The organism is Exiguobacterium sp. s191 (assembly GCF_018618955.1).
Lineage (GTDB): Bacteria > Bacillota > Bacilli > Exiguobacteriales > Exiguobacteriaceae > Exiguobacterium_A > Exiguobacterium_A abrahamii.
In genome coordinates, this window is the sequence record NZ_JACSNC010000001.1 from 1,371,445 (window position 1) to 1,383,958 (window position 12,514).

Genomic DNA, 12,514 nt, shown 5'->3' on the forward strand with positions numbered 1-12,514 from the left:
CTGGACCACCTTAAAGGTTTTGAATTTTAGCGTTTAATGAATACTTGATCGGCTTCATCGACTTCGGCGAGCGCGACGACGACTTGTTCCTCACGGGATGTCGGGACGTTCTTACCGATGAAATCTGGTCGAATCGGTAACTCCCGATGTCCGCGGTCGACGAGTACAGCGAGTTGAATCATACTCGGTCTTCCGTGGTCGACGAGCGCGTCCATCGCGGCGCGAACGGTGCGTCCTGTGTAGAGCACGTCGTCAACGAGGACGACGATTTTCCCGGTGATGTCTTCCGGTAAATCAGAACCTTTGATTTCTGGTTCTAAACTTCGTTTCGACAAGTCATCCCGGTACATTGAGATGTCGACGACACCGAGTAAGACCGGTTTTCCTTCGATTTGTTCGATCCGCTTCGCAAGTCGACGAGCGAGTGTCTCGCCTCGCGTCTTGATTCCGACAATAATCAAATCATGAATTCCTTTGTTACGTTCAATGATTTCATGGGCGATCCGTGTCAGTGCACGTCCGATCGCAGCTTCATCTAAGATGACGGCTGGTTTCATGGTTTCTCCTTTCATACAAAAGACCTTCTGCGGAAATCCGCAGAAGGTCATCGAAGACAGAATCATGGCATACGTATTGTATGCATGCCTACACACGATCGTGGTAGGTTCTCCCTTTCGCAGCCTCTCCGGACTCGATTAAAGGTGATACTAGTTAGGTAGGATCGTCACTCGGACGACCGAAGTGTCAGTAGAGGATGTCTCGCATCGCTCTCTAGGTGATACTCTACCGTTTTATTAGAAAAACGTCAAGACTCTAATTCAAGTTTTTTCAATTGACCGATTTCAAATGTCATCTCTTCTGGGAGCGGTGCTTCAAAGCGCATCCACTCACCTGTGCGTGGATGTTCGAAACCGAGAACCGCAGCATGCAAGGCTTGACCATTCATTTTCATCGTCTTGCGTGGACCATATTTCGGGTCACCAGCAAGCGGGAAACCGATATAACGCATATGGACACGGATTTGGTGCGTCCGTCCTGTTTCAAGTTTACATTCAACGACCGTAAAGCCCTCGTACCGATCAAGAACACGGAAATGGGTCACGGCAGACTTTGAATTCTTATCCGTTACCGTCATTCGTTGACGGTCGTTCTTATCGCGTCCGATTGGGGCTTCGATCGTTCCGAGTTCGTGCGGGATTTCACCGTGCACGAGCGCAATGTAGAGACGTTCCGTCGTCTTCTCTTTCAATTGATGCGCAAGTGATTCATGCGCTAAGTCGTTCTTAGCGACCATCAACAGACCTGACGTATCCTTATCGATTCGGTGAACGATCCCTGGACGTTTGACGCCATTTATGCCTGAGAGATCTTGACAGTGATGTAATAAGGCGTTGACGAGCGTTCCTGAGACATGCCCTGCCGCCGGGTGGACGACCATCCCTTTTGGTTTGTTGACGACGATGACGTCCGAATCTTCATAGACGACATCAAGTGGGATGTCTTCCGGCAAGATTTCGAGTTCCACTGCTTCCGGGATATGGACCTCAATCGATTCCGTTCCCGATAATTTATAGTTCGGTTTGACGACACGACCGTCGACTTCGACGCGCCCCGCTTTCAACCATTCCTGTACTTGCGAACGCGACCAATCGTTTTGTTCTGCGAGCCATTTATCAATGCGCCCTGTCGCTCCATCCGCTTGCACGGACCATGTTTCTACTTCATTCATTTATCCATCGTTCCTTTCTTAGTCAACCGTTCTTCGAACATGACGCTAATTAGCATCGTGATGACACCAAACGTCAAACAGACGTCTGCGACATTAAAGATCGGAAAATTATAGCCGAACGGGAAGAAGTGGAAGAAATCAACGACTTCTCCTCGTGCCATTCGATCAATGAAATTTCCGATCGCACCACTGAGCAATAACGCGATGCTCCAAGCAAATACCTTATTTTTCGTGCCTTCCTTGTAGAGGAAGTAAATCAATCCAATGACGACGACGACCGTAACGATGAAGAAAAAGCCGAATTTACCTTCGAGCATTCCCCACGCAGCGCCTCGATTCCGATACGAGTTGAGATAAAAGAAATCCGGAATGACCGTGATCGCTTGACCGATCGTCATATTTTGAACGACAATCCATTTCGTCAACTGGTCGATTCCAACGAGTAAAGCAGCAATCCCTAAGTAAAGCCACATCCTATTGTCCTCCGCATCCAAAAATAATGAGGGGCGTCCTGCGAAGTCGCAGTCGCCCCTCCCTTTGTATCATTATAAAGAATTGACGACTTCAGTACAACGTGGGCAAAGCGTCGGATGAGCCGGATCTTGTCCGAGTTCCGTCGAATATGTCCAACAACGTTCACATTTTTCACCGTCAGCTTTTTGAACCGTGATGCCGGTCGTCTCATACATCTTATCCGCCGTTTCCACGAATTCGAGTTGTGAGACTTGGAGTAACTGCTCAAGATGATCGATTGTTCCGAGCAAGGCTTTCGTCTCTACCTTCGGTGCAAGCAAGAGTTTCGCTTCGAGTGTCTTACCGACGAGTTTCTCAACGCGCGCTTCCTCGAGTGCTTTTAAGACATCATCGCGGAACGTCAGGAACGCGTTCCATTTCTCGATGAGGGCAAGTCCTTCTTCTGAGACTTCGACCGTTTCCGGAAGGTCTGTCAGGAAGATACTCTTCGTCTCAACAGCTGGTACGAATTCCCATGCTTCGTCTGCTGTGTGTGGCAAGACCGGTGCCATCAATTGCAATAAGGCAACGACTGTATCATACATGACCGTCTGAACCGCACGACGCGATGTCGCGTCTGCTTTTTCGATATACAGGATATCTTTCGTGTAATCGAGGTAGAACGACGACAAATCAAGGACACAGAAGTTGTGGAGCAATTGATAGACCGACATGAAGTCGTACGCATCATAAGCCGCTTTTACTTTTCCAACAAGTTGGTCCAGTTTCGTCCGCATGAAACGGTCTGACTCTGGTAAGTCTTCAAATGCGACGCGGTGCGTCGCAGGATCGAATTGATCCAAGTTTCCGAGGAGGAAACGAACCGTGTTGCGGATTTTACGATAGGATTCTGAGACTTGTTTAAAGTTATCCATCGATGCCCGGACATCAGCTTGATAATCGACAGATGCGACCCACAAGCGAAGGATCTCTGCTCCGAATTGTTGCATGACTTGAATCGGTGCAATCGTGTTACCGATCGATTTCGACATCTTGCGACCTTGACCATCCAGAACGAATCCGTGACTGACGACCGCTTTGTATGGTGCTTTTCCTGTCGTTGCGACGGCTGTCGATAGCGACGAGTTGAACCAACCACGATATTGGTCAGATCCTTCAAGATAGAGATCCGCTGGACGTGTCAATTCAGGACGTGTCGCAAGGACACCGGCATGTGATGAACCAGAATCGAACCAGACATCCATGATGTCCGTTTCTTTTTTGAAGATACCGTTCGGGCTTGCTGGATGTGTGAATCCTTCAGGAAGCAAGTCGACTGCTTCGCGCTCATACCAGACATTTGATCCGTGAGCTGCAAATAGATTCGCGATATGATCAATCGTTTCTGGTGTGACGATTTCCGTTCCATCTTCAGCGTAGAAGATTGGAAGTGGAACGCCCCAAGCACGTTGACGTGAGATGACCCAGTCGCCGCGGTCTTTGAACATGTTGTGGAGACGTGTTTCCCCCCACTCTGGTACCCACTGGACGCCTTTGATCTCATCAAGGATTTCCGCACGGAAGTCTTTGATTGAAGCGAACCACTGTGGTGTTGCCCGGAAAATGACCGGTTTTTTCGTCCGCCAGTCATGTGGATACGAGTGTTTGATGAACGATAGTTTCAAGAGTGCACCGGCTTCTTCGAGGGCAAGACCGATTTCTTTATTCGCATCTTCATAGAACATGCCTTCGAATCCAGGTGCTTCTGCTGTCATGATCCCTTTATCGTCGACTGGGCAAAGGACGTCTAGACCGTAAGCTTGACCGATGCGGAAGTCATCTTCCCCGTGACCTGGAGCCGTATGAACGACACCTGTCGCTTCCGCTGTAACGTGATCGCCAAGCATGACGAGTGATTCACGGTCGTACAGTGGATGTTTTGCTTTCATGTATTCGAAGTCCGCACCATTAAAGACACGTCCGACTGTTGCATCTTCCCATCCGAGTGCTTCGATGACTTCAGGAACAAGTGTTTCCGCTACGATATAGCCTTTTCCTTGATACTCGATCCGCGCATACGTCAATTCCGCACTGACAGAGATTCCGAGGTTCGCTGGAATCGTCCATGGTGTCGTCGTCCAGATGACGAAATGATCCGTCGGCTCTAGGATGTTTTTTCCGTCCATGACTTGGAACGCGACATAGATGGCCGCTGACCGTTTATCTTGATATTCGATTTCTGCTTCAGCTAGTGCCGATTCAGAAGACGGTGACCAATAGACCGGTTTCTTCCCTTTGTAGATATAGCCTTTGTTCGCCATATCCCCGAATAAACGAATTTGAGCTGCTTCAAATTCTGGTTGAAGAGTGATGTATGGGTTGTCATAGTCACCGAGAACGCCGAGGCGTTTGAATTGTTCGCGTTGGTGATCGACTTGTTCCAGCGCATATTTCGCACATAATTCACGGAATTCTGCGACCGTCATCGATTTACGATCAACACCTGCTTTTTGAAGCGCGGTCTCGATCGGTAATCCGTGTGTGTCCCAACCAGGCACGTACGGAGACTGGAAGCCATTCATCGATTTGTAGCGGACGATGATGTCTTTTAAGACTTTGTTTAATCCGTGACCCATGTGGATGTCACCATTCGCATACGGAGGACCATCGTGGAGGATGAACGTTGGCTTTCCAGCATTCTTTTCCTGGACCGCAGCGTAGAGATTCATCTCTTCCCATCGTGCTTGCATATCTGGTTCACGTTTTGGCAAGTTGCCTCGCATTAAAAACTCCGTTTTCATCATCAATAAGGTTTCTTTATAATCCATCTGACCATCTCTCACCTTTCGCTTTAAAAGTACAAAAAAAGCCAAGCTCATCCCTGAGATAGGGACGAGCTTGGCTGAACTCGCGGTACCACCCTACTAATCCTGCTCGCCATTTTGACGACGCAGGACCGCTTAAGAACTCGATAACGGGAGTGAGCCGGCATGACTTACTGTTCAGCGAACGTTCAGTCATACACTCCAAGGGGATACCTCATCTTTTTCGTTGCTCGGGCTTCCACCATTCCCCCGATTCGCTGTCAACCGTCCAAGATGCGACGTGTCCTTGTCATTGATTTTATTTATACGACATCGTCGTCATTATACGCAACTGCTGGAACATCGTCAAGCGCTCCACGAGAAGAGAAGTCAAACGCATCCCAGTCATGGCTCGTCAATAATTCCATCTGCGCATCGATCAATACTTTGAATCGATTACGATAAAGTTCGATTTTTTTGCGCATTTGCTCTACTTCGAAGTCTGTCCGTTGTGCCCGACGTTGCGCTGCATCTTGCAACTGCTCTGCTTCACGTTCTGCTTGCTTTAGGATCAAGCTCGCTTCTTTTGAAGCATTGGCTTTGACTTCTTCAGCTGCTTCCTGTGCGACGATGATCGATTTATTCAATGTTTCTTCCATCGAACTGAAGTAATCAACACGTGCTTGCATGTTTTGGATGACTTCCTGTTGTTGACGATTCTCACGTAACAACAATTCAAAATCCTTGATGACTTGATCTAGGAATTCGTTCACTTCATCTTCGTCATAGCCGCGAAACTTTCGTGTGAACTCCTTATTATGAATATCGAGTGGCGTTAATGGCATGATGAATTCCTCCTCCGCATTTATCTTATCCTTTTAAAATACCGTATTGTAGCTTGATCCGGTCACGTTTCGTTGATCCGAGGATTGCAATCAACTTGACGCGTCCTGTTCCACGCAAGGAAAGCAAGTCGCCTTCTTCTAGCATGAAGCTCGAATCATCCACTACTTTGTAATTGACCTTACTTTCACCTTGTTTAATGAGCGTCTGTGCTTTTTGACGTGAGAAGCCTAAAATTTCACTCACGACCGTATCGAACCGAAGTGAACTGACGAACCCAAGTGTCTCTTCCCACTCTTGATCCTTCACTTTCAAACGGTCTTCCGCCTCAACACGCGAAAGACGAATCTTCGTCTTCCCTGCTCGTTCGACGTTTGCTTCGATATAGGTCGCGACTTCGTCCGCGACGGCAAACTGTACTTGATCCTGAATGATGACGTCGCCGAATTTTGCTCGTTTCAATCCGACGTTCAATAATGTACCGGTGACTTGACGATGAGAAAGTTCAACGAATTTAGTAGGATAATGAATGCGATAGATGGAAATGTCAAAGTCATCCGCGTTGTATTCATAATAATCTGGTGCGAGGATTGCCCGTTTACGTTCAGCGCCTTCGAAACCGCCCTCAAAAAAGAGGGCGCATTTCGAACCGACGAGTTCTTGTGTGATTTGTTGTTCACGTGGATCTAGGAAATCCGTTAATTTGAACGTATAGGTCGCTTCCACATGATCGATCCAGTTCAAGACTGAATCGACGAATTCCCGCTCGCTTCCACGATAATGATCGTATACGCTCATACTAAAAAGATTGCTCGGATACCCGATTGAGCCAAGTTCAAGACGAGGAAGGCTACAATCGGCGAGATATCCAGCATGCCCCCGATAGGCGGGATGATACGACGGAAGGGCGCTAGGAATGGCTCGACTAACATCGCGAGCACTTGTCCGAATTTAGAATCACGGGCATTCGGGAACCACGAAAGCAGGATATAAACGATCATGACGTAACTGTAATACTGTAATAACGTACTTAATGTACGACCAATCGCGTACATCACTTGAGAATCCATACTTACCACCCCTTATGATTAATATCATCTTCTCCAAGAAGATTCGAGATGCTACCAGCCAACTCGACGTTGTTCGGAACACAGAGGAGGGTATTCTGACTGATCGTCGTAATCGTTCCATCGAGAGCGAAGACGACACCAGATAAGAAATTGATCATCTGTCGTGATTGATCTTTTGACATACGCTGCATATTGACGATGACAGCACGGTTCTGACGAAGATGTTCCCCGATTTCCTGGGCTTCGTTGAAGACACGTGGTTCACTCAAGATGACTTGCGATTTCGTTTTTTTCGTCGCATGAAGCGGCACGATATTCGATTGTCTCACGCTGTCCTCCTTTTGAGTAACACTTGGGGTAGATTCCTCGTAATACTCTTCGTACTCTTGTTGTGAAGCACCTCTACCTTTATTTATTGTAGCATCATTTTCATATTCAAGTTCATCTAAATCGTCGCTGTTGCCGAGAAATAGATTTTGCATTTTTGATTTAAAACCCATATCCATTCTCCCTTCTTCTCGTTTAGGTATGAACGAGCGTTGTCCCGATTCGGACGAACGTCGCCCCTTCTTCGATGGCGATCTCAAAATCCGATGACATTCCCATAGATAACTCCGTACATGGAGCATACGACAATTTTTTCGCCTTGACCTCTTCTTGCAATGTTTTTAATGACCGGAATACCTCACGGATACGCGTCGTATCTTCCGTTAACGGTGCCATCGTCATCAGTCCGATGACACGAATCGCTGGATACTGACCGATTTCATGTAAGAACGACGGTACATCCTCAGGCGCGATGCCTTGCTTCGATTCTTCTCCCGAAACGTTGACTTGAATGAAACAATTAATGATTCGGTCCGTTCGTTTATTGATCTCTTCCGCCAAATGAAGACGGTCAAGGGAATGCAGCACGTCAATGGCATCGATGATCTGACGAACTTTACGCGTTTGTAGCGTACCGATGAAGTGCCATGTACAGGCGGTTCGTCCGAGCTCTGCCTGTTTTTCGAGCAATCCGTCCGGGCGATTTTCACCGAGATGGGTCACACCTGCTGCTAATAATTCAGAAGCAACTTGACTTGAGACTGATTTCGTCACGCCAATCAACTGTACCTGCTTTTCAGAAGAACTCTTTTCACTTGCTTGTTCCATTCGTTTCGTAACCTCTTGTACATTATCAAGAATTGACATCCAATGACTCCTTTACGATCAAACTTGCAAAGCGACCACCGTGGTCGCCGTGGCGATAAGAGAAGTAATCTTCCGCCTGACAGTGTGTACATAGACCTGTGTCAAGGACATCACCGACTCCACAACGCTCAGCTAGCGCAGCGTTCGTTTTTTGTAGCGATAACATCGCTTTTCCATCTTCCTTGCGTATGTAAGGAGACTCATCGAGTTCAAGCGCATCGATTGCATCGATGACGGGTTGATCGACTTCGTAACAACAATCACGGATCGATGGACCAATGACCATTTGAATCGATGAACGACTCGCACCCGCACGTTCCATTTGCTTGACTGTTTCCTCGACGATATTGCCGACAGTTCCGCGCCAGCCAGCGTGCGTATTCGCGATGATTCCTGTCGTCGGATCACAGAAGACAAGCGGCACACAGTCAGCGAACAGCATCATCAATAAGACATTTGAATCGGTCGTCACCAATCCATCTGTACCCGGAATCGCTGTTTCGTAATCCAAAGCACCGCGCCCAGAGTCAAGTGTCGTCACCTGTTCGACGTGATTTCCGTGAACTTGCTGTGCCCAAATCGAGTTCTCGAGGGAGAGATCAAGCTGACGTGCGATGACTTGTCGGTTCTGGATGACACCGTCGCGATCATCGTTGACATGTAATCCTAAATTTCCGTTCTCATGAGGGGCTGCGAACTTCGTCGTAAAGGCGGCACGTACGGTACCCGTCGGTGTATCCCATTTGATCCATTGTCCAAACATGTTCATGCCTCCTTTGATTTTAAAAAAAGAGGCGCCGCTTTCGCGACACCTCATCGTTTAGCAGTCGTGTCACTGGAACATCGATCAACGATTATTCCGGCGAAGGAATGATGGGATGTCCATCGTTTCTTCGACATCTGGCGCTTTAGCCGGTTCAGGATTCGAGCTGACAGGTGTCTCTTCGACTTGTGGTTTAGACTCCTCAGTTGGTGGTGGAGTCGCTTGTTTTTTCTTCAAGAGGTTTTTCATCATCTCTTGTGCCGATGGGATTTCGAAATCGAGTGGTTCGTTTTCGAATTCCGTCGCGATGACTGTGACGATGATTTCATCTTCTAGGTTATCGTTGATGACAGAACCGAAGATCAAGTTGACTTCCTCATCGGCTGCACTCTGGACGATTTGTGCGGCTTCCGTCACTTCGTACAAGCTGAGGTTCGCACTACCTGTGATGTTCATCAGAACACCTTTTGCGCCTTCGATCGATGTCTCAAGCAACGGACTCGAAATCGCTTTTTTCGCTGCTTCCGTCGCGCGGTGCTCGCCTGTCGCGACACCTACACCCATTAAAGCAGAACCTTTCTCAGTCATGATCGTCTTCACATCGGCGAAGTCAAGGTTGATCAGACCAGGTACGGCGATCAAGTCAGTGATACCCTGTACCCCTTGACGCAAGACGTTATCCGCTTCTTTAAACGCTTCAAGCATTGGTGTATTCCGATCGACGATTTCAAGTAACTTGTCGTTCGGAATGACGATTAACGTATCGACTTTTTCTTTGAAGTTCTGGACACCTGAAACAGCATGTTGCATCCGTTTACGTCCTTCGAACATGAATGGTTTTGTGACGACACCGACTGTCAATGCGCCGATCTCTTTTGAAATCTCCGCGATGACAGGAGCTGCTCCTGTACCCGTTCCGCCACCCATTCCCGCTGTGACGAAGACCATGTCAGCACCAGAAAGGATTTCTGTTAATTGCTCACGGCTCTCTTCCGCCGCTTTTTTACCGATTTCCGGATTGGCACCCGCACCGAGACCGCGTGTCAATTTAGCACCGAGTTGTAGTTTTACGTCAGCTTGTGACATGTTCAATGCCTGCGCATCCGTGTTTACTGCGATGAATTCTACGCCTTGGACACCGTGTTCAATCATTCGGTTGACGGCGTTCGAACCGCCACCACCTACACCGATGACCTTGATTTTTGCTACTTGGTCCATCATTTCATCAAAATGCAACATAAAAAGGGCCCCCTAATATTTTTTACTCATTGGATTTTTTGTAGGCATTAACCAAAGAATTTCTCAAAGAAACTGCTGAATGACTTTTTCTCTTTTGGAGGCTGTTCACGTGTCGACCGTTCTTCTCGAACAGGTGTCGCTTGTTCGTTCATGAGCAGTGCATCCTGTTCACGTCCGTGTGCTACGACTTCCTTCTCTTCCGCGCGGTCGAAACCTGATTTCGATACGGCGCTTCGTGAAAGTACATAACGTAACATACCAGCTGCGACGGCATACTTCGGATGACGAATACCAAGACTAGCAGGTTGATAGACATTGACGCTCTGCTTGAAGATTCGTTTTCCAAGCTGGTCGATTCCCGGCAGTGAAGAACTTCCGCCACACAAGATTAAACCGCTGTTCATATGAGCGTATCCGGCTTGAGTCATTCGTTTTTGAATCATCTCGAAGATTTCCTCAAGTCGTGCTTCTAATACGAAACCGATTTCTGATTGTGGCTCGAAACGATGTTCCCCGTTGATCGTGACGTAAGAAACTTTCTCTTCCGGATCACCGAGTGCTTCAAGTGCAACACCGTACTCTTCTTTTGCGAGCTTCGCATCTTGATATTTACAATTCATCTTATACGTCAAATCACGTGTCAGATGATCGCCACCGTATGGCAACGTCGTCGAGTAGACGAGATCATTCTTTTCATAGATGGAAAGTGTCGTCGTCTCATGTCCGATGTCGATGATTCCGACACCGAGTTCGAGTTCATCAATCGATGCTGCGATTCTAGATACCGCTAAACTCTCCAGCACATATCCAGCAAGCTCTAAACCAGCCCGTTCAATGGAACGTTTAATGCTATGTAGGATCGTCTTTGCTCCGATGATGAGCTTCCCTGTTACTTCGAGACGATAACCAATCATTCCTCTAGGATCAGTGATCTCCGTTTGCTGATCGACCGTAAACGTCTTTGGCAGAACATCGACAACACTGAGTTCGTTTGGAATTCGCATGACCATCGCAGAATGCAGAACATCTTTCACGTCATCATCCGTGATTTCATTGTCCTCACCTTTGATTGATGTCATCCCCTGGCAATCCTTCACTTGAATGTGTTCGCCAGAGATAGCAACATATACTTCACCAATTGGTTCACCAAGTGTACGTTCCACTTCCGTGACCGCTTGTTTAATGGCATGTACCGTTTGATCGATGTCAACGATGACACCTCGTTTAACACCCGCGGATGGTGCAGAACCTTCAGCAAGAACGTTCAGCGTTCCACCAAGTAGTTCACCGACGATGAGTTTCACCTCCGATGTCCCTATGTCGAGTGCGGCAATCGTACCTTTCGTTTCCATGGGAGTGACACCTCCACTTTCATAATACTAATCCTTTTTATTCCTAATTATATTCTAGGAACAGGACAGGCTTCTTCTCGTTTAAGTCTACACTATATAAATACTTACGAAAAGAAGTTATTGCCCGTCTTAGCGTTCGAATAGATTACGATTTGATGACGATTCGAACAACGGTCAACGAATGAAAACACACGTTTGTTTTTTTGTTCGTCAACCCTTTACGAATCTTCTATTTTTTCCCTTTATATGGCTTGAAATAGATACCGCCATCAATTGTAATTGTTCCCGTCTTTCCTTTCGGTAAGGCAGAAATGACCTTCACGTATTCATTCAAGGAATTTGAAAAGGCAGACGTACTGAGTAATACCGTATTCCCATCCGTCATGAATAACTTCAGACCGCCTTTGTCCGTCTTATCGTTTGCGACGATTTCTGAGATTCGGCTCCGTACTTTCGGCTCGATTTTAACAAGTTCCTTCGTCAATCGATTTAATGACTGATCCGTGAATCCTGTCAAGATTGGAGCATCGAATAGTTCTTCCTTCGACTTTCCAGGAATGATCGTTCCGTCCGCAAGCACAATCCGGTCTCCCGGTTTATCCTTCGCGTAAGCAATCTCTTTCTCTTCCGTCACCGTCACGCGATATTGATGCAAAAACTGTTTTTGCATCGTCGCTTCTTGAATACCCGGAACCTTTTCGATTCGCTCAAGAACGTCTTCCTCCGATACATTAAAGGCGTGTGTTTCCTTCACCTTAATCCCCGACGCTTGCAAGATATCAGCAGACTTCACATTGACGTTACCCTCGATATCAAATCGAGCAACCCGAGAATAACTCGATTGTAGATAAAAGACGACACCGACCAATAGACCAATCAGAATCAGGACATAAATGAGTCTTCGGTTGGCTTTTTTGCGACGTTGTTCACGGATATAAGGTATCTTATCCTCGAGACTACGGACGTTCTCGTCCTCTTGTGGTCGTCCGACCGCTCTCCGTTCCCTCACGTCTCATTCCCCCTCCATACGTAACAGTTCATTTCCCTATCGGTCTTTTCCTGCAATA

At 47.3% G+C, this 12,514-nt stretch carries 13 protein-coding genes; all 13 read right to left on the reverse strand.

What is annotated here, in order from left to right:
* Positions 1 to 26: 26 nt before the first annotated feature.
* The 13 genes from pyrR to KNQ09_RS07470 all read right to left on the reverse strand — a co-directional run bounded on the left by pyrR (position 27) and on the right by KNQ09_RS07470 (position 12,456).
* Complete coding sequence (pyrR, locus tag KNQ09_RS07410; RefSeq protein ID WP_064299916.1) at positions 27 to 557, reverse strand: bifunctional pyr operon transcriptional regulator/uracil phosphoribosyltransferase PyrR; 531 nt, start codon at positions 555 to 557, stop codon at positions 27 to 29.
* A gap of 248 nt (positions 558 to 805) precedes the next feature.
* On the reverse strand, positions 806 to 1,729 hold the full coding sequence (locus KNQ09_RS07415; protein WP_035396726.1) for an RluA family pseudouridine synthase: 924 nt from the start codon (positions 1,727 to 1,729) through the stop codon (positions 806 to 808).
* Positions 1,726 to 2,202, reverse strand: coding sequence for a signal peptidase II (gene lspA, locus KNQ09_RS07420; protein ID WP_023468792.1), 477 nt, complete (start codon positions 2,200 to 2,202; stop codon positions 1,726 to 1,728). Before lspA ends, KNQ09_RS07415 begins: the two co-directional genes overlap by 4 nt.
* Before the next feature lie 72 nt (positions 2,203 to 2,274).
* Positions 2,275 to 5,010 carry an isoleucine--tRNA ligase gene (gene ileS, locus KNQ09_RS07425; protein WP_214858047.1) on the reverse strand — a complete coding sequence of 912 codons (2,736 nt, stop codon included), beginning with the start codon at positions 5,008 to 5,010 and terminating at the stop codon, positions 2,275 to 2,277.
* Between the two features lie 299 nt (positions 5,011 to 5,309).
* Positions 5,310 to 5,831, reverse strand: a complete 522-nt coding sequence (locus tag KNQ09_RS07430) for a DivIVA domain-containing protein (RefSeq protein ID WP_023468794.1) — start codon at positions 5,829 to 5,831, stop codon at positions 5,310 to 5,312.
* A 25-nt stretch (positions 5,832 to 5,856) separates the two neighbouring features.
* Positions 5,857 to 6,627 (reverse strand): YlmH family RNA-binding protein, encoded by a 771-nt coding sequence (locus KNQ09_RS07435; protein ID WP_029342133.1) that lies wholly within the window; start codon positions 6,625 to 6,627, stop codon positions 5,857 to 5,859.
* Positions 6,624 to 6,899: a YggT family protein gene (locus tag KNQ09_RS07440; RefSeq protein WP_023468796.1), complete on the reverse strand. Its 276-nt coding sequence runs from the start codon at positions 6,897 to 6,899 to the stop codon at positions 6,624 to 6,626. The genes KNQ09_RS07435 and KNQ09_RS07440 overlap by 4 nt, the downstream gene beginning before the upstream one ends.
* 2 nt (positions 6,900 to 6,901) lie before the next feature.
* A complete protein-coding gene (locus tag KNQ09_RS07445) occupies positions 6,902 to 7,228 on the reverse strand; it encodes a cell division protein SepF (RefSeq protein WP_231496839.1) in 327 nt (108 codons plus the stop codon).
* Between the two features lie 193 nt (positions 7,229 to 7,421).
* Complete coding sequence (locus KNQ09_RS07450) at positions 7,422 to 8,093, reverse strand: YggS family pyridoxal phosphate-dependent enzyme (protein ID WP_064299617.1); 672 nt, start codon at positions 8,091 to 8,093, stop codon at positions 7,422 to 7,424.
* Positions 8,080 to 8,856 carry a peptidoglycan editing factor PgeF gene (pgeF, locus tag KNQ09_RS07455; protein WP_047393727.1) on the reverse strand — a complete coding sequence of 259 codons (777 nt, stop codon included), beginning with the start codon at positions 8,854 to 8,856 and terminating at the stop codon, positions 8,080 to 8,082. Before pgeF ends, KNQ09_RS07450 begins: the two co-directional genes overlap by 14 nt.
* Before the next feature lie 84 nt (positions 8,857 to 8,940).
* The gene (ftsZ, locus tag KNQ09_RS07460) at positions 8,941 to 10,095 is read right to left on the reverse strand and encodes a cell division protein FtsZ (RefSeq protein WP_029342137.1); all 1,155 of its coding nucleotides are present in this window, start codon (positions 10,093 to 10,095) and stop codon (positions 8,941 to 8,943) included.
* 47 nt (positions 10,096 to 10,142) lie between these two features.
* The gene (gene ftsA, locus KNQ09_RS07465; RefSeq protein ID WP_029342138.1) at positions 10,143 to 11,447 is read right to left on the reverse strand and encodes a cell division protein FtsA; all 1,305 of its coding nucleotides are present in this window, start codon (positions 11,445 to 11,447) and stop codon (positions 10,143 to 10,145) included.
* 229 nt (positions 11,448 to 11,676) lie between these two features.
* Positions 11,677 to 12,456, reverse strand: a complete 780-nt coding sequence (locus KNQ09_RS07470; RefSeq protein ID WP_214858048.1) for a cell division protein FtsQ/DivIB — start codon at positions 12,454 to 12,456, stop codon at positions 11,677 to 11,679.
* Positions 12,457 to 12,514: the final 58 nt, after the last annotated feature.